General features: G+C 55.4%; 21 protein-coding genes and 1 pseudogene. 15 read left to right on the top strand and 7 right to left on the bottom strand.

The genetic code is table 11. The features are described 5' to 3' along the window. Positions 1-178 precede the first annotated feature (178 nt). The 3 genes from pepA to ACVV26_RS02560 all read left to right on the top strand — a co-directional run bounded on the left by pepA (position 179) and on the right by ACVV26_RS02560 (position 5,086). Positions 179-1,690 carry a leucyl aminopeptidase gene (pepA, locus tag ACVV26_RS02570; protein ID WP_312983940.1) on the top strand — a complete coding sequence of 504 codons (1,512 nt, stop codon included), beginning with the start codon at positions 179-181 and terminating at the stop codon, positions 1,688-1,690. Positions 1,691-1,769: 79 nt separating this feature from the next. After that, positions 1,770-2,225 carry a DNA polymerase III subunit chi gene (gene holC, locus ACVV26_RS02565; RefSeq protein WP_474799817.1) on the top strand — a complete coding sequence of 152 codons (456 nt, stop codon included), beginning with the start codon at positions 1,770-1,772 and terminating at the stop codon, positions 2,223-2,225. Between the two features lie 5 nt (positions 2,226-2,230). Further along, positions 2,231-5,086, top strand: coding sequence for a valine--tRNA ligase (locus tag ACVV26_RS02560; protein ID WP_474799816.1), 2,856 nt, complete (start codon positions 2,231-2,233; stop codon positions 5,084-5,086). An 80-nt stretch (positions 5,087-5,166) separates the two neighbouring features. Here the strand turns inward: ACVV26_RS02560 and ACVV26_RS02555 are convergent, their stop codons facing one another. Next, entirely contained in the window at positions 5,167-6,354 is a 1,188-nt protein-coding gene (locus ACVV26_RS02555; protein ID WP_474799815.1) for a YjgN family protein, read from the bottom strand. A gap of 180 nt (positions 6,355-6,534) precedes the next feature. Here ACVV26_RS02555 and ACVV26_RS02550 point away from each other — a divergent pair, with 180 nt between their 5' ends. Beyond that, complete coding sequence (locus ACVV26_RS02550; protein WP_474799814.1) at positions 6,535-7,038, top strand: GNAT family N-acetyltransferase; 504 nt, start codon at positions 6,535-6,537, stop codon at positions 7,036-7,038. A gap of 108 nt (positions 7,039-7,146) precedes the next feature. Here the strand turns inward: ACVV26_RS02550 and ACVV26_RS02545 are convergent, their stop codons facing one another. The 3 genes from ACVV26_RS02545 to rraB form a co-directional block, all read right to left on the bottom strand. Continuing rightward, complete coding sequence (locus ACVV26_RS02545; RefSeq protein ID WP_474799813.1) at positions 7,147-7,971, bottom strand: topoisomerase II; 825 nt, start codon at positions 7,969-7,971, stop codon at positions 7,147-7,149. Positions 7,972-8,062: 91 nt separating this feature from the next. Further along, positions 8,063-8,821: a tRNA isopentenyl-2-thiomethyl-A-37 hydroxylase MiaE gene (miaE, locus tag ACVV26_RS02540; protein WP_474799812.1), complete on the bottom strand. Its 759-nt coding sequence runs from the start codon at positions 8,819-8,821 to the stop codon at positions 8,063-8,065. 45 nt (positions 8,822-8,866) lie between these two features. Next, entirely contained in the window at positions 8,867-9,292 is a 426-nt protein-coding gene (gene rraB / locus ACVV26_RS02535; RefSeq protein ID WP_125293037.1) for a ribonuclease E inhibitor RraB, read from the bottom strand. 99 nt (positions 9,293-9,391) lie between these two features. On the opposite strand from rraB, the gene argL reads away from it, so the two are divergent. Further along, positions 9,392-9,487: a putative translational regulatory protein ArgL gene (gene argL, locus ACVV26_RS02530; protein ID WP_409515812.1), complete on the top strand. Its 96-nt coding sequence runs from the start codon at positions 9,392-9,394 to the stop codon at positions 9,485-9,487. Then, on the top strand, positions 9,457-10,461 hold the full coding sequence (gene argF / locus ACVV26_RS02525) for an ornithine carbamoyltransferase (protein WP_474799811.1): 1,005 nt from the start codon (positions 9,457-9,459) through the stop codon (positions 10,459-10,461). Before argL ends, argF begins: the two co-directional genes overlap by 31 nt. Before the next feature lie 43 nt (positions 10,462-10,504). Here the strand turns inward: argF and ACVV26_RS02520 are convergent, their stop codons facing one another. Further along, positions 10,505-10,957: a NanQ anomerase/TabA/YiaL family protein gene (locus tag ACVV26_RS02520; protein WP_474799810.1), complete on the bottom strand. Its 453-nt coding sequence runs from the start codon at positions 10,955-10,957 to the stop codon at positions 10,505-10,507. Positions 10,958-11,128: 171 nt separating this feature from the next. Between ACVV26_RS02520 and ACVV26_RS02515 the strand changes: the two are divergent. The 4 genes and pseudogenes from ACVV26_RS02515 to ridA form a co-directional block, all read left to right on the top strand. Continuing rightward, positions 11,129-11,347 (top strand): annotated as a pseudogene (locus ACVV26_RS02515) (hypothetical protein); the annotation flags it as partial. A gap of 75 nt (positions 11,348-11,422) precedes the next feature. Beyond that, positions 11,423-12,358: an aspartate carbamoyltransferase gene (pyrB, locus tag ACVV26_RS02510; protein ID WP_474801699.1), complete on the top strand. Its 936-nt coding sequence runs from the start codon at positions 11,423-11,425 to the stop codon at positions 12,356-12,358. A gap of 13 nt (positions 12,359-12,371) precedes the next feature. Then, positions 12,372-12,836 (top strand): aspartate carbamoyltransferase regulatory subunit, encoded by a 465-nt coding sequence (gene pyrI, locus ACVV26_RS02505; RefSeq protein WP_312983962.1) that lies wholly within the window; start codon positions 12,372-12,374, stop codon positions 12,834-12,836. A gap of 87 nt (positions 12,837-12,923) precedes the next feature. Then, positions 12,924-13,310, top strand: a complete 387-nt coding sequence (gene ridA, locus ACVV26_RS02500) for a 2-iminobutanoate/2-iminopropanoate deaminase (RefSeq protein WP_312983964.1) — start codon at positions 12,924-12,926, stop codon at positions 13,308-13,310. A gap of 53 nt (positions 13,311-13,363) precedes the next feature. On the opposite strand, the gene mgtA is transcribed toward ridA, so the two are convergent. Continuing rightward, positions 13,364-16,075 carry a magnesium-translocating P-type ATPase gene (gene mgtA / locus ACVV26_RS02495; protein WP_474801697.1) on the bottom strand — a complete coding sequence of 904 codons (2,712 nt, stop codon included), beginning with the start codon at positions 16,073-16,075 and terminating at the stop codon, positions 13,364-13,366. Between the two features lie 361 nt (positions 16,076-16,436). On the opposite strand from mgtA, the gene treR reads away from it, so the two are divergent. The 5 genes from treR (at position 16,437) to nrdG (ending at position 23,758) form a co-directional block, all read left to right on the top strand. Then, positions 16,437-17,384, top strand: coding sequence for a trehalose operon repressor TreR (gene treR / locus ACVV26_RS02490; protein ID WP_474799809.1), 948 nt, complete (start codon positions 16,437-16,439; stop codon positions 17,382-17,384). 126 nt (positions 17,385-17,510) lie between these two features. Then, positions 17,511-18,932 (top strand): PTS trehalose transporter subunit IIBC, encoded by a 1,422-nt coding sequence (gene treB / locus ACVV26_RS02485; RefSeq protein WP_474799808.1) that lies wholly within the window; start codon positions 17,511-17,513, stop codon positions 18,930-18,932. Between the two features lie 39 nt (positions 18,933-18,971). Further along, positions 18,972-20,630: an alpha,alpha-phosphotrehalase gene (gene treC / locus ACVV26_RS02480; RefSeq protein ID WP_474799806.1), complete on the top strand. Its 1,659-nt coding sequence runs from the start codon at positions 18,972-18,974 to the stop codon at positions 20,628-20,630. A gap of 366 nt (positions 20,631-20,996) precedes the next feature. After that, positions 20,997-23,135: an anaerobic ribonucleoside-triphosphate reductase gene (gene nrdD / locus ACVV26_RS02475; RefSeq protein WP_474799805.1), complete on the top strand. Its 2,139-nt coding sequence runs from the start codon at positions 20,997-20,999 to the stop codon at positions 23,133-23,135. Positions 23,136-23,293: 158 nt separating this feature from the next. Then, a complete protein-coding gene (gene nrdG / locus ACVV26_RS02470; protein WP_474799804.1) occupies positions 23,294-23,758 on the top strand; it encodes an anaerobic ribonucleoside-triphosphate reductase-activating protein in 465 nt (154 codons plus the stop codon). 33 nt (positions 23,759-23,791) lie between these two features. Here nrdG and ACVV26_RS02465 read toward each other — a convergent pair whose 3' ends face one another. Beyond that, the gene (locus ACVV26_RS02465) at positions 23,792-25,702 is read right to left on the bottom strand and encodes a BglG family transcription antiterminator (RefSeq protein WP_474799803.1); all 1,911 of its coding nucleotides are present in this window, start codon (positions 25,700-25,702) and stop codon (positions 23,792-23,794) included. Positions 25,703-25,705 lie beyond the last annotated feature (3 nt).

The following is a 25,705-nucleotide window of genomic DNA, read 5'->3' as shown; positions in this document are numbered from 1 at the left end:
GATCGCTAAGATATGTAAACTCAGCGGTAAGTACTTAAGATGTTGACGCGCCGAAACCGTAACAACATTCGTTAAGATTAACACGAAAGTCATCGCAACAGCGGAGCAAAGCGTTACGAAAGCGTTCAATTCTATCCGTAGCCGCCGTTGTTGTCTTTAAGATTCAGGAGCGTAGTGCATGGAGTTCAGTGTAAAAAGCGGTAGCCCCGAAAAGCAGCGGAGTGCCTGCATTGTCGTCGGTGTTTTCGAGCCGCGCCGCCTCTCCCCGATAGCCGAACAGCTGGATAAAATCAGCGATGGCTACATTAGCGCACTGCTGCGTCGCGGAGAACTGGAAGGCAAGCCCGGTCAAACCCTTCTGCTTCATCACGTTCCGAACGTGCTCTCTGAACGTATTTTGCTGATTGGCTGCGGTAAAGAGCGCGAACTGGATGAGCGCCAGTACAAACAGGTGATCCAGAAAACCATCAATACCCTTAATGATACCGGTTCGATGGAAGCCGTATGCTTTTTGACCGAGCTGCACGTTAAAGGCCGCAATACTTACTGGAAAGTGCGCCAGGCGGTGGAAACCGCGAAAGAGTCGCTTTACTGCTTCGACCAACTCAAAACCAATAAAAGCGAACCGCGCCGCCCGCTGCGTAAAATGGTGTTCAACGTGCCGACGCGCCGCGAACTGACCAGCGGCGAACGCGCTATCCAGCACGGACTGGCGATTGCCTCCGGTATCAAGGCCGCGAAAGATTTAGGCAATATGCCGCCAAACATTTGCAACGCCGCGTATCTTGCGTCCCAGGCGCGCCAGTTGGCCGACTCCTTCAGCAAAAACGTGGTGACCCGCGTGATTGGCGAGCAGCAAATGAAAGATCTCGGCATGCACTCCTATCTGGCAGTGGGTGCGGGTTCGCAAAACGAATCCCTGATGTCGGTGATGGAATATAAAGGCAGCACCTCGCCGGATGCCCGCCCTATCGTGCTGGTGGGCAAAGGCCTGACGTTTGACTCCGGCGGTATTTCTATCAAGCCATCCGAAGGCATGGATGAGATGAAATACGACATGTGCGGCGCGGCGGCGGTTTACGGCGTGATGCGCATGGTGGCGGAGCTTCAACTGCCGCTGAACGTGATTGGCGTGCTGGCAGGCTGTGAAAACATGCCGGGCGGGCGCGCTTATCGTCCGGGGGATGTGCTGACCACCATGTCCGGGCAAACCGTCGAAGTGCTGAACACCGACGCGGAAGGCCGCCTGGTGCTGTGCGACGTGTTGACCTACGTTGAGCGCTTCGAGCCGGAAGTGGTGATTGACGTGGCGACCCTGACCGGTGCCTGCGTGATTGCGCTGGGCCATCACATTACCGGGCTGATGTCGAACCACAATCCGCTGGCCCACGAGCTGATCGGCGCTTCCGAGCAGGCGGGCGACCGCGCATGGCGTTTACCGCTCAGCGATGAGTATTACGAGCAGCTCGACTCCAACTTTGCAGATATGGCCAACATCGGCGGCCGTCCTGGCGGTGCGATCACTGCCGGCTGCTTCCTGTCGCGCTTTACCCGCAAATACAACTGGGCGCACCTGGATATCGCCGGCACCGCCTGGCGTTCCGGTAAAGCCAAAGGCGCAACCGGGCGTCCGGTCGCGATGCTGGCGCAGTTCCTGTTGAACCGCGCCGGGTTTACCGGCGAAGAGTAACGGCGAAGAGTTATCGTCCTGTCACAGCCCGGTTCTCACCGGGCTGTGCGTTTAACGTCATCACAAGAAGCCCCATATTATGAAGAGTGCAACCTTCTATCTGTTGGACAACGATACCCATCAGGACGGCCTCAGCGCCGTCGAGCAACTGGTGTGTGAGATTGCCGCAGAACGCTGGCGGGCGGGTAAACGTGTTCTGATTGCCTGTGAAAACGATGCCCAGGCGATACGCCTTGATGAGGCGCTCTGGGCGCGCGATCCAGACAGTTTTGTGCCGCACAATCTGGCGGGTGAAGGGCCGCGCGCCGGGGCACCGGTTGAGCTCGCCTGGCCGCAAAAGCGCGGCAGCAGCGCGCGCGATGTGCTGATAAGCCTGCTGCCGGGGTTTGCAGATTTTGCCACCGCTTTCCCGGAAGTGGTAGACTTCGTCCCTTACGAAGAAACTCAGAAACAACTGGCTCGCGAACGCTATAAAGCCTATCGCGTGGCTGGTTTCCACTTGACCACGGCCACCTACGGCGCCGCAAAGACATAGCAGAAATGGAAAAGACATATAACCCGCAAGATATCGAACAGCCGCTATACGAGCACTGGGAACAGCAGGGCTACTTTAAACCCAATGGCGATGAAAGCCAGGAAAGCTTCTGCATCATGATCCCGCCGCCGAACGTCACCGGCAGTTTGCATATGGGTCACGCCTTCCAGCAAACCATCATGGACACCATGATCCGCTATCAGCGCATGCAGGGCAAAAACACCCTGTGGCAGGCGGGCACCGACCACGCCGGTATCGCCACCCAGATGGTGGTGGAGCGCAAAATTGCCGCCGAAGAGGGCAAAACCCGTCACGATTATGGCCGCGATGCGTTCATCGACAAAATCTGGCAGTGGAAAGCGGAATCCGGCGGCACCATTACCCGCCAGATGCGCCGTCTGGGCAACTCCGTGGACTGGGAGCGCGAGCGTTTCACCATGGATGAAGGCCTGTCCAACGCGGTAAAAGAAGTCTTCGTGCGCCTGTATAAAGAAGACCTGATTTACCGTGGCAAGCGCCTGGTAAACTGGGACCCGAAACTGCGCACCGCGATCTCCGACCTGGAAGTGGAAAACCGCGAGTCCAAAGGCTCGATGTGGCATATCCGCTATCCGCTGGCCAATGGCGCGAAAACTGCTGACGGTAAAGATTACCTGGTGGTCGCCACGACCCGTCCAGAAACCCTGCTGGGTGATACCGGCGTGGCCGTTAACCCGGAAGATCCGCGTTACAAAGATTTGATCGGCAAATTCGTGGTGCTGCCGCTGGTTAACCGCCGTATCCCGGTGGTGGGCGATGAGCACGCCGATATGGAGAAAGGCACCGGCTGCGTGAAAATCACCCCGGCGCACGACTTCAACGACTACGAAGTGGGCCGTCGTCACGCCCTGCCGATGATCAACATCCTGACCTTTGACGGCGACATCCGTGAAAGTGCGGAAGTGTACGACACCAAAGGCAACGAATCCGACGTTTACTCCAGCGAGATCCCGGCACAATTCCAGAAGATGGAACGCTTTGCCGCGCGTAAAGCCGTTGTGGCTGCCGTTGATGAACTCGGCCTGCTGGAAGAGATCAAACCGCACGATCTGACCGTACCTTACGGCGACCGTGGCGGCGTGGTTATCGAACCGATGCTGACCGACCAGTGGTATGTGCGCGCAGACGTACTGGCGAAACCGGCTGTGGAAGCGGTGGAAAACGGTGATATTCAGTTTGTGCCGAAGCAGTACGAGAACATGTATTTCTCCTGGATGCGCGACATTCAGGACTGGTGTATCTCCCGCCAACTGTGGTGGGGCCACCGTATTCCGGCGTGGTATGACGACCAGGGCAACGTGTACGTTGGCCGCAGCGAAGACGACGTGCGCCAGGAAAATAACCTGGGCGCGGACGTTGCGCTGCGCCAGGACGAAGACGTACTCGACACCTGGTTCTCCTCCGCGCTGTGGACGTTCTCTACCCTCGGCTGGCCGGAAAATACCGACGCGCTGCGTCAGTTCCACCCGACCAGCGTGATGGTGTCCGGCTTCGACATCATCTTCTTCTGGATTGCTCGCATGATCATGATGACCATGCACTTCATCAAAGATGAAAACGGCAAGCCGCAGGTGCCGTTCCACACCGTCTATATGACTGGCCTGATCCGCGATGACGAAGGCCAGAAGATGTCCAAATCCAAAGGCAACGTGATCGACCCGCTGGATATGGTAGACGGTATCTCCCTGGAAGAGCTGCTGGAAAAACGCACCGGCAACATGATGCAACCGCAGCTGGCCGAGAAAATCCGCAAGCGTACCGAGAAACAGTTCCCGAACGGCATCGAGCCGCACGGGACCGACGCCCTGCGCTTCACCCTGGCGGCGCTGGCCTCTACCGGCCGCGATATCAACTGGGATATGAAGCGCCTTGAAGGCTATCGTAACTTCTGTAACAAGCTGTGGAACGCCAGCCGCTTTGTGCTGATGAACACCGAAGAGCAGGATTGCGGCTTCAACGGCGGCGAGAAAGTGTTTTCTCTGGCGGATCGCTGGATCCTGGCGGAGTTCAACCGCACCGTGAAGGCTTACCGTGAGGCGCTGGACAACTACCGTTTCGATATCGCGGCGGGCATGCTGTATGAGTTTACCTGGAACCAGTTCTGCGACTGGTATCTGGAACTCACCAAGCCAGTGATGAACGGTGGCTCTGAAGCGGAACTGCGCGGCACCCGCAATACGCTGGTTAACGTGCTGGAAGGTCTGCTGCGCCTGGCGCACCCGATTATTCCGTTTATCACCGAGACCATCTGGCAGCGTGTGAAAGTGCTGAAAGGCATCGATGCCGACACCATCATGCTGCAACCGTTCCCGGCGTATGATGTCGCACTGGATGACGAAGCGGCGCGTACCGATACCGAATGGCTGAAGCAGGCGATTGTAGCGGTACGTAATATTCGCGCTGAAATGAACATCGCGCCGGGCAAACCGCTGGAAGTGCTGTTGCGTGGCGCCAGTGCTGACGCTCAGCGCCGCGTAAATGATAACCGCAGCTTCCTGCTGAACCTGGCGCGTCTGCAAAGCATCACGTTGCTTGACGAGGGCGACAAAGGCCCGGTCTCGGTGACCAAAATCATCGACGGCGCTGAATTGCTGATCCCGATGGCCGGTCTTATCGACAAGTCCGCTGAGCTGGCGCGTCTGGCTAAAGAAGTGGAAAAAGTTGAGATCGAAATCGGCAAGATCGAAAGCAAGCTGGGTAACGAAGGCTTTGTGGCCCGCGCGCCGGAAGCGGTGGTGGCGAAAGAGCGCGAGCGTCTGCAAGCGTTCCATGATGCTAAAGCCACGCTGATTGAGCAGCAGGGCGTGATTGCCGCGCTGTAAGCGTTTAGGTTGAACGAAAAAGCCGGGTTTGTTAACCCGGCTTTTTTATTGATATCGACTCAGGAACTTCATTCCAAAGATTAAGTAAAAGGAATAGTGACTATCAGCCCGCGTGACAGCACCGTCATGAACCCCAACTTCATTACCTCGTCTGAATCCTGAATGTCATCAAGAGATCCAATAACTTCACTATGGGAAGCCATATATCGTAATAAACGTACTTTAGCCCAGGGATAAGCCAGCCCACATGTCACAGCAACTAACGCAAAGTTGCTTAACAGTAGCCATACCATGTGAGAAAAGTTTAACGTTGATGAGAAACGAATGTTATTGCCTAACACTAATGCTGACCAAAAATAATTGCGACAGGCAGTAAATAAATACCCAACGCACACCAGAATGGCCAGAATATAAATTAAATAGCTTGTGACGATAGCGCCAATATGGTTTGCAAAAATGTTCGCTTCGATTTCCGACTGGCTTAATCCAGACATCATTGAAAGTGAAACCTCTGAAAATATTGGTGCATTAATCTTTATTAGCACCCCAATAAAAGGTAATAGCATCAAATAAGATAACATACTTATCTTTATGCACTGTTTAGTGTTAATGAATGCAGAAAACCGTAAGTTACCGAATGAAGATGAGCCTGCGAACATTCTCATCCACATCGCCATAGATATTCCATTGACAATGCCAAGTAAAATAAACGCCATCAGCGCCAGTATAACAGCATTTACGATCAATCCGTTGAGACTATCGGGTGAAGGTATTGCTTTCATAAATCCAAATAAAATGAAAGCGCAAGCAACCATCAGTAACAGCGGGCAACCCATCATTACCCACCATGCACGTAGCGCAGAGCAATGAAAAGAAAAGCGGATACCATTTAACCTGGTCATTAACGCCTGATAGCGCAAACTCAGCACAATACCGCAGGGAATAAACAGCACAAAAAGAAGCAACATGATACTGGCGGCAACGACTTTTTGATTTACTAACACCACAACAAATATAACGTATAAGATAAAAAACAGTAGCCAACTAACAAAAATCGCGCTGCCCTTTGCATGATAGCTAAAAAAGGCACCTGACAACTCCGTTTTCGAATAGATATATTTCCTGGTTTTCACCACCGCCCAGGGAAGGTAAACCCCAAGCGTAATTATCGTCAAGAAAACGTTAACTATCCAGATACCAAAATACTCAATCCCTTTGCCATGAAAAACAAAAGCGTGTCGCCTGTCGGCATTTTTTTCCAGATCCATTTCGCTACAGTCCCTTAGCCATAAAAAAATCAATTTGCGTTTCCATTTACTATTGCAGCACAGCCATTGAGTAAGTTAAATGCATAACCGGCTCAGAAACATTTTTTTCAGAATCTTGCGAATAGAAATTAACAGTGGTATTAAAGGCGATACGTTTTGTTAATTTTTCTGAGCGCTGTCATGACCATAGCTACCCGGGTTGACCTCTCGTTACGCCCGATCGCCCCTCACGATAATCCCGCTCTTGCGAGCGTCATCCGTACCGTTTCCGCCGAATACGGCCTTACCGCCGATAAAGGCTACACCGTGGCCGATCCGAATCTGGACACGCTGTATGAACTTTACAGCCAGCCGGGGCACGCCTACTGGGTCGTAGAACGAGATGGAAAAGTCGTGGGCGGCGGCGGCGTTGCGCCGCTGTCATGCAGCGAGCCGGATATTTGCGAGCTGCAAAAGATGTACTTTTTGCCCGAAGCGCGCGGCCAGGGCCAGGCCAAAAAGCTGGCGCTGATGGCGATGGGCTTCGCTAAACAGCAGGGCTTTACGCGCTGCTATCTGGAAACCACCGCGTTCCTGAAAGAAGCCATCGCGCTGTATGAGCATCTGGGTTTCACCCATATCAGCGAACCGCTCGGCTGTACCGGCCATGTCGATTGCGAAGTACGAATGCTGAAAAGCCTCTGATTTCACCCCGCTTTAAATAACGTAATTAATGTCGCCACCTGTTCATCAGGCGGCGACAGCGCTTCTTTCACAATAAGTACGTCGGCATCCTTACTGGTGGGGCATTTTCTAATCGGCGCTGACCGAATAGCGGATAATCCCCGCCGCCTTATTCACCGGCAGTTGCAGCACGTTGCGCCACAGATCCTGGGTGATGTTGCACACCACGTCCTCTTTCCCTGCCGCTTTCTGCGGCTCGTTCATTAACGTGATATCCTGGCCGTACTGCTGCACCAGTTTCTGGACAATAGGCTGAACATCTTGCATCGCCTGCTGGCGTTCCTGCGGCGTGACCTGGTGTTTATTGGGGCCGTAGGCGGCGCGCATCATGTCGGCATCCACATCCAGACGATGCTGGGTGACGTCAGCCGGCAGCATTCTGGCGGCATTGACGCCCCCTTTTACCGCCGGGAACAGGAAGCGGAAACAGGCATCGTCGCTCTGCTTTTGGATCAGAGCAGTTTGCTGCATATTTGCCTGCATAAACGCCACCACGTTGGCATCGGGCGCGGTTTGCAGCCGCGCCATCTGTATGGCCAGGATTTGCGGCTGAATAGCGTCAATGACGTTCTGCTCCGACTCGCCCGCTTTCTGCATCGCCAGCGCCTGCTCGCGTATACGGCGCCAGGTTTCCGGCTCCTGCTCGCGGAGGAGTTGGTATAGCGGCAGCCGCTCCATCGCGGCATCAAACTTCTCGCCTTCCGTCATCTGCTGCGCGACGTTATCGCGGGGGATCAGGTATTTCACATCGATAATGTTCCACACCACGATGGCGAGCAGCGCGATAATCACGGCGCTGGTTTTACCAATCCAGCCTTTTTTACGAAATACGCCGACCACAATGGCGATAACCGCGCCGATATAGCCCGCAAGAATGACGTGTGTCCAGTTCATAATTTTCCCTGTCAGGTGCAAAGGCTTCTTTTTACCAGGCTGAGCGGATTTGTCACCCACTCAGACCCTGACCCTGCCAATTTTAGGAGAGTTAAACCGGAACACCGCTGTGGAAACGAAATTCGGAATCGGGTGACTGGATCAGTTCAGCCTCCACTTCGCCCAAATAGCGCACACGCGGCGCGATATCGTCCGGCGAAATTTGCTGCGCCAGGGACAAATAATCCTGATAATGGCGCGCTTCAGAACGCAGCAGGGAGAGATAGAATTTCTGTAGCTCATCGTCAAGATACGGTGCCAGCGCGGCGAAACGTTCGCAGGAGCGCGCTTCGATATACGCCCCGCAAATCAGCTTATCGATCAGCATTGCGGGCTCGTGAGTGCGGATCGCGCGCAGTAGCCCTTTGGCATAGCGGCTGGCGGTGATTTTCACATACGGGATATCTCGCGCGGTCATCACTTCCCGCACCTGCCAGAAATGATGCAGTTCCTCTTTAATCAACAGCACCATGCTGTCGATTAGCGCCTGGCCCCACGGATCGTCGGTTTTCGGCATCTCACTTTTACTGACTCGCTTTTGCAATGCCACAAAATCTACTTCCGGGCCGTTATAAAACGCGAAAGTTTCGTAGGGCCTGAGCCATTCGAGCAGCATGTCGGAGCCGGATTTATCCGCTACATATTTACGGATCAGCAGCATCGCGGTTTGCGCGGCTTTGAGTTCGCAAATCATATGGTCAGTTAATAACAAAGGAAGGTGTTCCGGCAGTCTGGCTTTCTGGAGCCAGGCATCTGGGGTGGCGCAGTGGAGGAATTGGTGTACCGGTTCGAGTAATGCAGAGGTGTTCATTCGCTGTCCTTCAGGGCGGCAGCCAGACGCTGCCGCCGCGCGAGATTAGTGACGGACGCCGTCGTCGTCATCATCCATGTATTCGTCATCGTCGCCGTCTTCACCCTCTTCACCGTTCGGATCTTCGAAGTAGGTGCCCCAACCGTCGTACTCCACATCAAACTTTTCAGCCAGGTCGAGCAGTTGCGCCACCTGGGCGTCAATCAGCTCGGCGTTGAGCGCGCATTCGCTCAGCACATCGCAGCAAATCACGGTTTCGCCTTCGTCCAGTTCCAGCTCTTCCGGGTCGGTGACTTCGTAACCCATTTTGAAAGCTTCAACTGCGGCTTTTTCGAGCGTTTCAAAATCATCTGCCGAGAGGTGATGTTCGATGGTGTACAGCGCATCCGGATCGCTGCCGTCCTCAAGCAACTCTTCAATGATAAGACGCGTTTCTTCGCGTTGTTCTTCCAGTAGTTCCGGGTTTGCCATGGCTCGTTCCTCAATGTGTTGGCCGATAGTTACTATTTTCACATACCCCAGTGATTGCCTCCACCTTTCCGGTAAAAGTTTTATTTTTCGGGGTTGCAAATGCATATTCATACATATAAATTGAATTTTAATTCAACAAGTGGCATCAGCCAGGTGAGGGAACTATGTCGGCTTTCTATCAAAAACACTTTCTGAAATTATTAGATTTTACCCCTGCACAGATAAACGCATTGCTCGATCTTGCCGCAACGCTGAAAAGCGATAAAAAGAATGGTCAAGAAGTTCAAAAGCTTACTGGTAAAAACATCGCGCTCATCTTCGAAAAAGACTCAACCCGTACACGATGCTCTTTCGAAGTTGCCGCTTACGACCAGGGTGCTCGCGTCACTTATCTCGGCCCGAGCGGCAGTCAGATTGGGCATAAAGAATCAATTAAAGACACCGCCAGGGTACTGGGCCGGATGTATGACGGCATTCAGTATCGCGGCCACGGCCAGGAAGTGGTGGAAACGCTGGCGCAGTATGCCGGTGTGCCGGTGTGGAACGGCCTGACCAACGAATTCCACCCAACGCAACTGCTGGCAGATTTGTTGACCATGCGCGAGCACCTGCCGGGCAAAGCCTTTAAGGAGATGACGCTGGTCTATGCAGGCGATGCGCGTAACAACATGGGTAATTCGATGCTGGAAGCCGCTGCGCTAACCGGGCTGGATCTGCGCCTGGTGGCTCCGAAAGCCTGCTGGCCGGAAGCGGCGCTGGTAGAAGAGTGCAAAGCGATGGCGGCGCAAACCGGTGGCAAAATCACCCTCACCGAAGACATCGCCGCGGGCGTGAAAGGCGCGGATTTTATCTACACCGACGTGTGGGTATCTATGGGCGAAGCCAAAGAGAAGTGGGCCGAGCGCATCGCGCTGCTGCGTGATTATCAGGTTAACAGCCAGATGATGACGCTCACCGGCAATCCCCAGACCAAATTTCTGCACTGTTTACCGGCGTTTCACGACGATGAAACCGTTGTCGGCAAGCAGATGGCGGAGCAATACGGGATGCACGGCGGCATGGAAGTGACCAACGACGTGTTTGAATCACCGAACAGCATCGTGTTCGACCAGGCAGAAAACCGTATGCACACCATCAAAGCGGTGATGGTGGCGACCTTAGCCCAATAAAAAAAGCGGCCCGAATACGGGCCGCTGTTCTTTTCTGGGCGGATTACGCAACCAGCATTTTTACCACCACTTTACGCACTTTGGCATTTTCGCCCACGGCGCACAGCGGTTTGTGCACTTCGCCCGGATAGAACACCACAAAATCCCCTTCCTGCATCACCACGGTTTTTTCCTGGCCGCCTTCCGGCAGGAACGCGATATCTTTATCCGCCAACCAGTCGGTATCCGGCTCGCCCGCAGGCAGGCAGCTGAAGGTCATACCTTCTACGCCGCGCATCACAATCTGGATATCCAGATAGCGCGCGTGATACTCCGCACGACGCTCCGCCAGCGGCTGGGTTTCATCTTCGGAGACCAGGAAGAACAAATTATTGCCTTCGATGTCGTGTTTACCCAGCGGGGTTTCCGGGGTGACGTGCTGTTTGACATATTCAATTGCCTGACGCAGTTCAGCAGGCAGCCAGGACTGAAGATGGTGGATGTTGCCAATAATCACGGGAAGCTCCTTATATAAAACAATGTTTCATTTTTATGAGTTATACGAGGAATCGCTTCAGGCTACCACCGCTTTGTGGCAAAAATCTGCTTTAGCGCATATTTATTGGCGCATAAGCTTGCAATTTTTGTTGTTTCTTTTCGGGCAATCCGGCAATTTCAGTTAACTTTCATGCCGCACCACCTGATTTTTTTATTCATTTTTTTCGCGTTGTTATGCAGCGCAACCGCTTCCCAATGTAAAAAAGTGCATTCTCCGCTTGCTATGCGATCGCGGCTGAGTATAATCCGGGACAATTTGCCGGGAGGAAGCATGGTTCTGCGAGTTCGACAATTTGTCCTGACACAACGCCTTAACGCAGGCGTCGCAGTCCCGTTTTTCTTTCCGTTATCCAATGAAAAACCCCTCAATGAGGGGTTTTTTTTTGCCCGGCGTTTGCCCGCCGTTCGAAAAAAGGAGAGAGACATGGCTAACCCGCTCTATCAAAAACATATTATTTCCATCAACGATCTGGACCGTGAAGAGCTGGAACTGGTGCTGGCAACCGCCGCGCGCCTGAAAGCGAATCCGCAGCCTGAGCTGTTGAAGCATAAAGTGGTCGCCAGTTGCTTCTTTGAAGCCTCTACCCGCACCCGTCTCTCGTTCGAAACCTCGATTCACCGCCTGGGTGCATCGGTGGTTGGCTTTTCGGACAGCAGCAACACGTCGCTGGGCAAAAAAGGTGAAACGCTGGCTGACACCATTTCGGTGATCAGCACCTACGTGGATGCGATTGTGATGCGCCACCCGCAGGAAGGCGCGGCGCGCCTCGCCACCGAGTTTTCCGGCGGCATTCCGGTGTTGAACGCGGGTGACGGCGCGAACCAGCATCCAACCCAGACGCTGCTCGATCTGTTTACCATCCAGGAAACCCAGGGGCGACTGGAAAACTTAAACATCGCTATGGTGGGCGATCTGAAATATGGCCGCACGGTGCACTCTCTCGCCCAGGCGCTGGCGAAATTCAATGGCAACCACTTTTACTTTATCGCCCCGGAAGCGCTGGCTATGCCGCAGTACATCCTCGATATGCTGGATGAAAAAGGTATCGCCTGGAGCCTGCACGACGCTATCGACGACGTGGTGCGCGAAGTAGACATCCTTTATATGACCCGTGTGCAGAAAGAGCGTCTCGACCCGTCGGAATACGCCAACGTGAAAGCGCAATTTATCCTGCGCGCCGCCGACCTCAACGGTGCCCGCAGCAATATGAAAGTCCTGCACCCGCTGCCGCGTATTGATGAGATCACCACCGATGTGGATAAAACGCCGCACGCCTGGTATTTCCAGCAGGCCGGTAACGGCATTTTCGCTCGCCAGGCTTTGCTGGCGCTGGTTCTCAATCACGATTTCGCGCTGTAAGAAGGAGATGAACATGACTCACGATAATAAACTCCAGGTAGAAGCCATCAGCCGTGGCACCGTCATCGACCATATTCCGGCGCAGGTGGGCTTTAAGCTTCTTACGCTGTTCAAACTGACCGAGACCGATCAGCGCATCACCATCGGCCTGAACCTGCCGTCCGGCGAAATGGGCCGCAAAGATCTGATCAAAATTGAAAATACCTTCCTGACTGACGAGCAGGTCAACCAGCTGGCGCTGTACGCGCCTGAGGCTACCGTTAACCGCATCGATAATTATGAAGTGGTAGGTAAGAGCCGCCCGAGCCTGCCGGGGCGGATTGAGAAAGTGCTGGTCTGCCCAAACAGTAACTGCATCAGCCGCGCCGAGCCGGTGGCGTCCAGCTTTAGCGTCAAAAAACGCGCTGACGATATCGCGTTGAAGTGCAAATACTGTGAGAAAGAGTTCTCGCACCATGTGGTGCTGGCGGACGGCTAACGCGCTGACCGACAATAACAAACCTGTACCTTGAGGGTTGCCGGGGTATACTGTGCCCTCTTACCGCTGACAATTTCAGGAGAAACTATGTCCCGCACTATCGCGACGGAAAATGCACCCGCAGCTATCGGCCCTTATGTTCAGGGCGTAGATCTTGGCAGTATGATCATCACCTCCGGTCAGATCCCGGTGGACCCAAAAACCGGCACGGTTTCTGATGATGTCTCTGCACAAGCGCGTCAGTCTCTGGAAAACGTGAAAGCTATCGTTGAAGCCGCTGGCCTTAAAGTGGGCGATATTGTGAAAACCACCGTTTTCGTGAAGGATCTAAATGATTTCGCCACCGTTAACGCCACTTATGAAGCGTTCTTCACCGAACATAACGCGACCTTCCCGGCACGTTCCTGCGTGGAAGTGGCCCGTCTGCCGAAAGACGTGAAGATTGAGATTGAAGCGATTGCGGTTCGTCGCTAATTTTTCAGCGCGTTGAAATGAAAAAGCCAGTCTTGCGACTGGCTTTTTTGTTATTACTGCCACCCATACCGGCGGACATAAAATCCTTTCACCATTTGGGTCAGTGTCATATACCCCAACAAAATCCCTGCCAGCCACGGGAAGTAGCTCAGCGGCAGCGCCTGAAGTTGCAGGTAAGGCGCCAGCGACGAGAACGGCAGCACAATACCCACTACCATAATAATCAGCGTCATCACCATTAATGGCCACGCGGCGCGGCTCTGGATAAACGGTACCCGGCGGGTACGGATCATGTGCACGATTAAGGTCTGGGACAGCAAGCCCACCACAAACCAGCCGGACTGGAACAGGGTTTGCGCTTCCGGCACGTTGGCCTTAAATACCCACCACATAACGCAGAACGTCAGGATGTCGAAGATAGAACTGATCGGCCCAAAGAAGATCATAAAGCGTCCGATATCCGCTGGGTTCCAGCGCTGCGGTTTTTCGATCTGGTCGTCGTCGACGTTATCGAACGGGATCGCTACCTGGGACACATCGTACAGCAGGTTCTGGATCAGTAAGTGCATCGGCAGCATCGGCAGGAATGGCAGGAAAGCGCTCGCTACCAGTACGCTGAACACGTTACCGAAGTTCGAACTGGCGGTCATTTTGATGTACTTGAGCATATTGGCGAAGGTGCGGCGCCCTTCAATAACGCCCTCTTCCAGCACCATCAGGCTCTTTTCCAGCAGAATGATGTCCGCCGCTTCGCGGGCGATATCCACCGCGCCGTCCACGGAGATGCCAATATCCGCCGCCCGCAACGCAGGCGCGTCATTGATGCCGTCGCCCATAAAGCCCACTACGTGCCCTTCTTCGCGCAGCAAACGCACAATGCGTTCTTTATGCAGCGGCGTCAGGCGGGCAAACAGCGTTGTGCGCAACGCCAGCTGTGCCAGCTCCTTGTCGCTTAACGGTTCGATTTCGCTGCCCACCACCGGGCGGCCCGGATTGAGCCCCACTTCGTGGCACACTTTAGCGGCCACCAGCTCGCTGTCGCCGGTCAGGATCTTGACGGTGATCCCGCTCTCTTTCAGCGCTTTTAACGCCGGCGCGGTGGTCTCTTTCGGCGGATCGAGGAAGGCGATGTAGCCTTCAAGGATCAGATCCGATTCATCCACCCGTCCATAGTCTTCGCTTCTGGCAGGCAGGGCTTTGCTGGCAACCGCCACCACGCGCAGGCCCTGACGGTTAAGGTTGTCGGTCACTTTACGGATGCGTTGCAACATGCTGTCGCACAGCGGCACGATCTCCTCGCCGTGGCGCACCAGCGTACAGACATCAAGGATCTCCTGTAGCGCGCCTTTGCAGATCAGCTGATGGGTATCTTCGTTTTCCGCGACCACCACTGACATACGGCGGCGCTCGAAATCAAACGGGATTTCATCTACTTTGCGCCAGCGCGCCGACAGCTCCAGCGCTTCCGGCGCGTCCACGCCTTCCAGCACAGCGGTATCCAGCAGGTTTTTCAGCCCGGTTTGATAGTGGCTGTTGAGCCACGCGCTGCGCAGTACGCGCTGGCTGGCGCGGCCAAACACATCGGTATGATTCTCTAAGGCAATTTTATCCTGGGTGAGCGTCCCGGTTTTATCGGTGCACAGGATGTCCATAGCGCCGAAGTTCTGAATTGCGTCCAGATGCTTAACGATCACTTTTTGCTTAGACAGCTTAACCGCGCCGCGCGCCAGGGTCGACGTAACGATCATCGGCAGCATTTCCGGGGTTAACCCCACCGCCACCGACAGCGCAAACAGCGCCGCTTCCCACCAGTCGCCTTTGGTGAAGCCATTGATCAACAGCACCACCGGCACCATCACCAGCATAAAGCGGATCAGCAGCATACTGACGCGGCTGATGCCCTGCTGGAAAGCGTTCGGCTCACTCTCCTGCTCGTTTACGCGCCCGGCCAGTTGACCAAACCAGGTGCCGCCGCCAGTGGAAATCACTATCGCCTGCGCGGTGCCGCTGACCACGGTCGTGCCCATAAAGCACAGGTTGTCGCACTCAAGCGGGTTTTTCTGGTCGGGGTGGCGGGTCTGGGCCTGTTTTTCTACCGGTAAAGATTCGCCGGTTAACGAGGCCTGGGCGATAAACAGATCGCGTGCTTTCATGACCCGCAGATCGGCGGGGATCATATCTCCCGCCGCCAGTTTGACGATATCGCCCGGCACCAGCTGGTCGATGGGCAATTCCATCCACTGGCATTCGCCTTTGTCATTCACCACCCGCAGCACGGTGGCGGTATTGCTGACCATCGCTTTTAGCGCGTCCGCCGCTTTGGTGGAGCGCGCTTCCTGAACGAAGTTCAGCAGCGTCGAGATGCCCACCATCAGCGCGATAATCCCCGCGCCAACCAGATCGTCTTCGGTGGCGTAAGAGAGAATGCCCAGCGCCGTCAGCAGCAGGTTGAACGGATTACGATAACAGTTCCACAGATGCAGATACCAGGGCGCGGGACGCTGCGCCGGGATCTGGTTCGGCCCGTGTTGCTCACGCGCATCCGCCACTTCCCGGGGGTTGAGCCCTTCAGGATGGCTGGAAAAGACGCGCCACAGTTCGGCCTCATCCATCCGCGATACCGACAGGCACTGTTCGGTTAACGTGGCGGGCAGCGTTTCCTGACGCCACACTTTGCCTTCCGGCAGCGGATCGCGCTGTACCAGACGACGGGGAAGATGACGGTTCAGCTGCGCGAGCAACTGCCGGGTGAAGTTTTTAAACAGCATAAAAGTCCCTCTACGCCTCAATCCTGAGGCGCTGCTGGGCTGCCAGAATGGCAGGCACAAATTTTTGCAGGGACGACGTTGCGCCACTGCCTTACACATCCGGTAAAGCAGCGACTAAAAAGGCGTGCTTACCGGAACAACGTTCCCGTTAAAGGAAGCGGGGTGGGATCGGGATCCATGGGGCCTCCGGTAAAATCAAAAGATACGTGCGTGTTAAATCCGCACGGTGAATGTTGAGCGGCGTCACTATAGCGCCAGTGACATAAACCAAACGTAAACCAGATTTTGCTCATTGTTCCGCGGTTGGTTAGCATTAAGGTCGTTTAACCACTTTTTCGATACACAACAGGCGACAGGGATGCAAAACCGGCTGACCATTAAAGACATCGCGCGCTTAAGCGGCGTGGGCAAATCCACCGTATCGCGCGTCCTCAATAATGAGAGTGGCGTCAGCGAGCGCACCCGCGAGCGCGTTGAGGCGGTGATGCGCCAGCAGGGCTTTTCCCCTTCCCGTTCCGCGCGCGCCATGCGCGGCCAGAGCGACAAAGTGGTGGCGATTATCGTCACCCGCCTGGACTCCCTGTCTGAAAACCTCGCCGTCCAGACCATGCTCCCCTGCCTGTATGAGCAGGGTTATGATCCGATCATGATGGAAAGCCAGTTCTCCCCGGCGCGGGTGGAAGAGCATTTGCGCATTCTGCGCCAGCGCAATATCGACGGAGTGATCCTGTTTGGATTTACCGGTATTGATGAGTCTCTGTTGGCCCCGTGGCGATCGATGCTGGTGCTGATGGCGCGAGATGCGGCGGGTTTTACCTCGGTGTGTTACGACGATGAAGGCGCAATCCAAATTTTGATGGCGCGCTTGTATCAGCAGGGCCATCGCCATATCAGCTACCTCGGCGTCCCGCACAGCGATGTCACCACCGGACTGCGCCGCCATCACTCTTATCTGGCGTTTTGCGAGGCCCATAACCTGACGCCCCGCGCCGCGCTGCCGGGCCTGGCGATGAAACAGGGCTATGAACACGTCTCCGACGTGCTGCACGCCGACACCACCGCGCTGGTGTGCGCCACGGATACGCTGGCCATCGGTGCCAGTAAGTTTTTACAGCAGCATCACCCGGAGCCCATCCAGCTTGCCAGCGTCGGCAATACGCCGCTGTTAACGTTCCTGCACCCGGAGATCATCACCGTCGATCCTGGTTACGCTGAAGCCGGACGCCAGGCGGCGTTGCAGCTGATCGCCCAGATCACGTCGGGCAACGATCCCCAGCAGATCGTCATTCCCTCCTCGCTGATCTAAATCGTCAGAACGACGTTTTGTGTGATCGCGGCTTCGTTTCGGGAACGTTCCCATTTTCCAGGAACGCAAGAATGTTTACCCTTGCCGTCACTTCTACCGCTTCCTCTTTCTCCGCCATGAGGCTTCATGATGAGCAAAGTTAAACAACAGGAAATTGATCGGCTGATCGAGCTGGTGGGTGGCCGCGAGAATATCGCGACCGTAACCCACTGCATTACTCGTCTGCGCTTTGTGCTGAATAACCCGGCGAAAGCCGATCCGAAAGCCATTGAAACCCTGCCAATGGTCAAAGGCTGCTTCACCAACGCCGGGCAGTTTCAGGTGGTGATTGGCACCAACGTCGGGGATTACTACCAGGCGCTGATCGCCACCAGCGGCCACAGTTCAGCGAATAAAGAGCAGGCCAAACAGGCGGCGCGCGCCAATATGAAATGGCACGAACAGTTGATCTCGCACTTCGCGGAGATCTTCTTTCCGCTGCTGCCAGCGCTGATCAGCGGCGGTTTGATCCTTGGCTTTCGCAATGTGATCGGCGATGTGCCGATGAGCAACGGCCAGACCCTGACGCAAATGCATCCGTCGCTGCAAGCCATCTATGACTTCCTGTGGCTGATCGGCGAGGCGATTTTCTTCTATCTGCCGGTGGGGATCTGCTGGTCGGCGGTGCGCAAAATGGGCGGCACGCCGATCCTCGGGATTGTGCTTGGCGTCACCCTGGTTTCTCCGCAGTTGATGAACGCCTATTTGCTGGGCACCCAGGTGCCGGAAGTATGGAACTTCGGGCTATTTACCATCGCCAAAGTGGGCTATCAGGCCCAGGTGATCCCGGCGCTGCTGGCAGGCCTGGCGCTTGGGTTTATCGAAACCCGGCTGAAACGTATCGTACCCGATTATCTATACCTGGTTGTCGTGCCGGTGTGTTCGTTGATTCTGGCGGTGTTCCTGGCCCACGCGTTTATCGGCCCGCTTGGCCGCATGATCGGCGACGGTGTGGCCTGGGGGGTTAGCCATCTGATGACCGGCAGCTTCGCCCCGATTGGCGCGGCGCTGTTTGGTTTTCTGTATGCCCCGCTGGTGATCACCGGGGTGCATCAGACCACGCTCGCCATCGATATGCAGATGATCCAGAACCTCGGCGGTACGCCGGTCTGGCCGCTGATTGCGCTGTCCAACATCGCCCAGGCGTCTGCGGTGGTGGGCATTATTATCGCCAGCCGTAAACACAATGAGCGGGAGATCTCGGTCCCGGCGGCGATTTCCGCCTATCTCGGCGTAACGGAACCCGCCATGTACGGGATCAACCTGAAATACCGCTTCCCGATGCTGTGTGCCATGATAGGCTCCGGCCTTGCCGGGTTGCTGTGTGGACTGAGCGGCGTGATGGCTAACGGCATCGGGGTTGGCGGGCTGCCGGGCATCCTGTCGATTCAACCGCGTTACTGGGAAGTGTTTAGCCTGGCGATGCTGATTGCTATTGTCATCCCCATTGTTCTGACCACGGTGCTTTACCGTCGCAAATTCCGTCAGGGCACATTGTTAGTCGTGTAATTCAGGTTCCGGGTTCTATCAACTTAAGCAGGTAAGGTTATGACAGCGACGCCTCCCTGGTGGCAACACGGGGTGATCTATCAAATTTATCCAAAGAGTTTTCAGGACACCACGGGCAGCGGCACCGGCGATTTAGCCGGTGTCACCCGGCGGCTCGACTACCTGAAAACCCTCGGCGTGGACGCCATCTGGCTGACCCCGTTCTATATCTCGCCTCAGGTGGACAACGGTTATGACGTGGCAAACTACACCGCCATCGACCCGACCTACGGCACGCTGGATGATTTTGACCGGCTGGTGGCAGAAGCCCACGATCGGGGCATTCGCATTATCCTTGATATGGTGTTTAACCATACCTCCACCCAGCATGACTGGTTTCACCAGGCCGTGAAGCCGCAGAGCCCGTATCGCCAGTTTTATATCTGGCGCGACGGCACGCCGGACGTGGCACCTACCAACTGGCGTTCAAAGTTTGGCGGCAGCGCCTGGCGCTGGCATGCGGAGAGCGGCCAGTACTATCTGCACCTGTTCGCGCCGGAGCAGGCGGATCTCAACTGGGAAAACCCGCAGGTGCGCGCGGAATTAAAAAAAGTGTGCGAGTTCTGGGCCGATCGCGGCGTGGATGGTTTGCGGCTCGATGTCATTAATCTGGTGTCTAAATCTCAGGATTTTACCGACGATATCGACGGCGGCGATGGGCGTTGTTTTTATACCGATGGCCCGCGCATCCATGAGTTTTTGCAGGAATTTAGCCGGGATGTGTTTATCCCGCGCGGCCTGATGACCGTGGGCGAGATGTCCTCCACCACTCTGGCGCACTGCCAGCAATACGCCGCGCTGGATGGCGGCGAGCTGTCGATGACCTTTAACTTCCACCATTTGAAAGTCGATTACCCCGGCGGGCTGAAATGGACGCTGGCGGCCCCCGACTACGTGGCGCTGAAAGCCATTTTCCGCCACTGGCAGCAGGGAATGCACAACATTGCCTGGAACGCGCTGTTCTGGTGTAACCACGATCAGCCGCGCATCGTGTCGCGCTTCGGCGACGAAGGCGAACTGCGCGTTCCGGCGGCAAAAATGCTGGCGATGGTGCTGCACGGGATGCAGGGCACGCCCTATATCTACCAGGGCGAAGAGCTGGGTATGACCAACCCGCATTTCGCGCGCATCACCGACTATCGCGATGTGGAAAGCCATAACATGTTCGCCGAACTGCGCGCCCAGGGGCGAACTCCCGAAGAGCTGCTGGCCATCCTCGCGGCAAAATCGCGCGATAACAGCCGCACGCCGATGCAGTGGGATTCCAGTGAACATGCAGGCTTCACCCGCGGTAAACCGTGGATCGGCCTGTGCGATAACGTTGACACCATCAACGCTGAAAACGCGCAGGCGGACCCGGATTCGGTGTTTCATGCCTATCGCAAGCTGATCCAGTTGCGTAAAGCCTGGCCGATTTTCACCTGGGGTAACTACCACGATTTGCTGCCGGATCACCCATTTTTATGGTGCTATCGCCGTGAATGGCAGGGCCAGCAATTGATGGTAGTAGCGAATCTGAGCCGGGAAAATCAGTGGTGGATGCCGGAAAAAATCGACAGCAATTGGGAAGTGCTGATGAGCAACTACCCGGACGCCAGCCCGGTTCCCACGGAAACGACGCTACGCCCGTTTGAAGCCGTTTACTGGCTACAGCATTAACCCAAAACCGGAGGCCAACGCGCCTCCGGTTAATTTTTCGCCATGATTTTTATCGATTTATCTGAAATTTAAATTTCCCCGCCGCGCGTTGCCCATCATTGCAGCCACCAAAAATTTACCTTGTTCTACATCAAAGAAATCTCAAACATCTTTGATGCAAATCACTACATATAGTATTTAAAATGCCTGCCGCCGCTACATATTGTATCAATCGACTATTATTACAGCGTATCCAGGTGGCGGGTTAGCGGTACGCTGTGGATAAAAACGGCCAGATTCAGGGATGTCTATGAACGCAATAATGAAAATGCGCCCTGTCTGTCTCTGAGCCTCTGTGGATAACCTGTTCTTTAAGATGGAGTGATCATGACACCGCATGTGATGAAACGCGATGGGTGCAAAGTACCTTTCAAGTCAGAGCGCATCAGAGAAGCGATTCTTCGTGCCGCTAAAGCTGCGGGAGTCGATGACGCAGATTACTGCGCCACCGTCGCAGAAATTGTCAGTGCCCAGATGCAGGGCCGCAGCCAGGTCGATATCGGCGAAATCCAGACCGCCGTTGAAAACCAATTGATGGCTGGCAACTACAAACAGCTGGCGCGTGCCTATATTGAATATCGCCACGATCGCGATATTTCCCGCGAAAAGCGCGGCCGCCTGAACCAGGAAATTCGTGGACTGGTGGAACAAACCAACTCCGCTTTGCTTAACGAAAACGCCAACAAAGACAGCAAAGTGATCCCTACCCAGCGCGATCTGCTGGCCGGGATTGTCGCCAAACACTATGCCCGCCAGCACCTGCTGCCGCGCGATGTGGTGCAGGCGCACGAGCGCGGCGATATCCACTACCACGATCTGGACTATTCCCCGTTCTTCCCGATGTTCAACTGCATGCTGATCGACCTGAAAGGTATGCTGACCCAGGGTTTCAAGATGGGCAACGCGGAAATTGAGCCGCCGAAATCCATCTCTACCGCGACCGCTGTCACCGCGCAGATTATCGCCCAGGTCGCCAGCCATATTTACGGCGGCACCACCATTAACCGTATCGACGAAGTGCTGGCCCCATTTGTTACCGCCAGCCTGGAAAAACACCGCAAGGTGGCGCTGGAGTGGCAAATTCCGGATGCCGACGGCTATGCCCGTTCCCGTACCGAGAAAGAGTGCTACGACGCATTCCAGTCGCTGGAATACGAAGTGAATACGCTGCACACCGCCAACGGCCAGACGCCGTTCGTGACCTTTGGTTTTGGCCTGGGCACCAGTTGGGAATCGCGTCTGATCCAGACCTCGATCCTGCGTAACCGTATTGCCGGACTGGGTAAAAACCGCAAAACCGCCGTGTTCCCGAAACTGGTGTTTGCTATCCGTGACGGGTTGAACCATAAATTCGGCGATGCCAATTACGACATCAAGCAACTGGCCCTCGAATGCGCCAGCAAGCGCATGTACCCGGACATTCTCAACTACGACCAGGTGGTGAAAGTCACTGGCTCGTTCAAAACCCCAATGGGCTGCCGCAGCTTCCTGGGCGTGTATGAGAACGAAAACGGCGAACAGGTTCACGACGGGCGTAACAACCTCGGTGTGATCAGCCTGAACCTGCCGCGCATCGCGCTGGAAGCCAACGGTGATGAAGCCGCATTCTGGAAACTATTGGACGAGCGGCTGGTGTTGGCGCGTAAAGCGCTAATGACCCGTATCGCCCGTCTGGAAGGCGTCAAAGCCCGCGTTGCGCCGATCCTGTATATGGAAGGCGCCTGCGGCGTGCGTCTGAAAGCGGATGATGACGTGTCGGAAATCTTCAAAAATGGCCGCGCGTCGATCTCGCTGGGCTATATCGGCATCCATGAAACCATCAATGCGCTGTTCGGCAATGAGCACGTTTACGACAGCGCCGCGCTGCGCCAGAAAGCGGTGGAAATCATTAAGCATCTGCGTAACGCGGTGGACCGCTGGAAAGAAGAGACCGGCTACGGTTTCAGCCTCTACAGCACCCCGAGTGAAAACCTGTGCGACCGTTTCTGCCGTCTGGATACTGCCGATTTCGGCGTGGTGCCGGGCGTGACCGATAAAGGCTACTACACCAACAGCTTCCACCTCGACGTGGAGAAAAAGGTTAACCCGTACGACAAGATCGACTTTGAAGCACCCTATCCTCCGTTAGCCAACGGCGGGTTCATCTGCTACGGCGAATACCCGAATATTCAGCACAACCTGAAAGCGCTGGAAGACGTCTGGGATTACAGCTATCAGCATGTGCCGTATTACGGGACTAACACCCCGATCGACGAATGCTACGAGTGCGGCTACACCGGTGAGTTCGAATGCACCAGCAAAGGCTTTACCTGCCCGAAATGCGGCAACCACGATGCGGCCCGCGTTTCGGTAACCCGTCGCGTTTGCGGCTACCTGGGCAGCCCGGATGCGCGTCCGTTCAACGCCGGCAAACAGGAAGAAGTGAAGCGCCGCGTCAAGCATTTAGGGAATGGGCAGATCGGTTAGTTTCCAAAATCTATGCTCTCCACAAACCACGTTTTTCGCAAAGCAATTGATGTCAGAACAAGGCGGCAAACGAAGGAATCCCGGGGAGCTTACATGAGTAAGTGACCCGGGTGAGTGAGAGCAGCCAACGCGGTTATGGCATCAATTGAGAAGCGAAAATGCGGTTTCATCAGTATTACCCGGTCGACATCGTCAACGGGCCCGGCACACGCTGCACCCTGTTTGTTTCAGGGTGCGTCCATGAGTGCCCCGGCTGCTACAACAAAAGCACCTGGCGACTGAATTCAGGGCAGTCGTTCACCCGGGAGATGGAAGATCGGATCATCAGCGATCTCAACGATACGCGGATCTCCCGGCAGGGGATCTCCCTGTCCGGCGGCGATCCGCTGCATCCGCAAAACGTGGCGGATATTCTGCAACTGGTGCAGCGCATTCGTGGCGAGTGTCCCGGCAAAGATATCTGGGTGTGGACGGGTTATAAGCTGGATGAACTCAGCGCCGAACAGATGCAGGTCGTGGATCTGATCAACGTGCTAGTGGACGGTAAGTTTGTCCAGGATCTCAAAGACCCGGCGCTGATTTGGCGCGGCAGCAGTAACCAGGTTGTTCATCACCTGCGTTAATCTTTTACAGCGGGCAGCTCGGGCTTCCCACTGCTAATACCGGCTTACGCACTCCATTGCTACCGCGTTAAATTCCGCAAAGTTCTGGCATCCGCACAGCCGCGTCATGGCGCGCTCCCGCAAGAAGGTGACGAAAATATCGTAAATCGCCATCGCCTCCTCGTACTCGCTTTTACTGATGGCAAGTAAAAAGATCACGTGCGCCGTTTCATCCCCCCAGGCGATCCCCTGCGGGGCCAGCACGGTATAGACCACGGTTTTTTTCGCTAACAAACCCAGGGCATGGGGCAGCGCAATGCTGTCCCCCAGCAGGGTGCTGACGATGGCCTCACGTTCAATCACCGAGTCAAGGAACTCTCCATCGACAAAGCCCTCATCATGCAACTGGTCGCACAGGGTTTTGAACAGCGCCTGCTGGTCCATCGCACCGTTGATAATGCGGAAATGGGCGGCATCAAAATATTTGTTCAGCATCCACGGGCGGGTGCGATCCACCAGCACCAGCTTGCCGATTTGCTCCAGCTGATAGTCGGTGGGGAACGGCGCAATCTGCACTACCGGTTTGTCTTTTTCGCTGATGCGCGCGGTGGAAATCACAAAGTCTTCGCTGATGCTCTCCCGCTGCTCATAGTCGCGTAGCGTCAGGGTACGGGTAATGTCGATCTGCGGGTATTTACGCGCCATCACCGCTTCGATCATCCGCACCATGGCGTTACCGGCGTCGCACACCAGCAACACGCGCGGCTGGCGCTGGTAATCAATGTTGTAACTGCGCTCCAGCCCGACGCCGACGTGCAGCACCAGAAAGCCGATTTCGTTTTCGCTAATGGTATACGGCGTGTATTTCACCCAGCCAGACACCGCCGCCAGCGTCATATCCCACGCCATCGGGTAGTGCTGCTTGATGTTATCCAACAGCGGGTTAGGGATCATGATTTGATAGCGCACCCGGGTGATCATGGTTTTGACATGGGTGAGCATATCGGCATGGAGTTGCTTATCGTTCAGCAGGTTGTAGTTGTACTGGGTGTTAATAAAATTAAGGATGTAATTGACCAGCGCCTCTTCATCATCGGCATTGATGGTGCTGGGCGCGATGTCCTGTACCTGGCGCGCGGCGATATGCACCTTCAGCCAGTTTTCTTCAAAGGCCGACAGCGGTTTTTCCGCCAGCCGTTGCAGTACGCTCGCCAGCTCGCGCGCCGCATGGCATACCGGTTCCGCCACCTCTTCGCCGACAAACTCCGACAGCGGATAACCTTCGCTGATGCGCCGCACCGCCACGGCGCAGTACAGGCGCAAAAACAGTTCGCCTTCATCGGTGAGACGAATATGAAAACGGCTGAAAATTTCCGCGAGGATCGGCTGTAACCGTTCCGGCATACCCGCGTTCAGCGCCTCTTCGATCACCAGCGGATGGGCCGGATCCTGTTGGGCCAGCGTCCACAGCAGATCGGTGAGACAGGCGCGGATCGCCATTTCACTGCCAAACAGTTTCATGCCGTGGCGGGGCCGCGTTTCCAGCGTCAGCTGATAGCGCCGCAGCCATTCGCGCACTTCCGCCATGTCGTTTTGCAGCGTGGCGCGGCTGACAAACCATTCGTCAGCCAAATCTTCCAGCTTGAGGGAAAACGCCGAGGTCAGGAAACGCACCATCAGATACTGCACCCGCTCCTGGCTGGTGCGCGGAATGCGCAGCACGTTCGGCTGCTGCGTCTGGAGGGTTTGATAGCTCGCCGAATCATCGATTCTCAGCTGGTAGCCGTTGCCCCGGCTCAGCACAAACTGCGCGCCATGCTGGGTCAGCAAGGCGTTCAGCGCAGTGATATCGGCGCGGACGGTGCGCGTGGAAACCGACAACCGCTGCGCCAGTTCATCCTGTGGCAGCGTTTCGTTTTGCAACATATCAAATAGTTGCGCTAAACGTTGGTTGGGGAATCGCACGTC

It is taken from the genome of Atlantibacter sp. MEI4A-1023 (assembly GCF_056155425.1).
The sequence above is the reverse complement of the archived record's forward strand: the minus strand, read 5'-3'. Positions and strand labels throughout refer to the sequence as shown.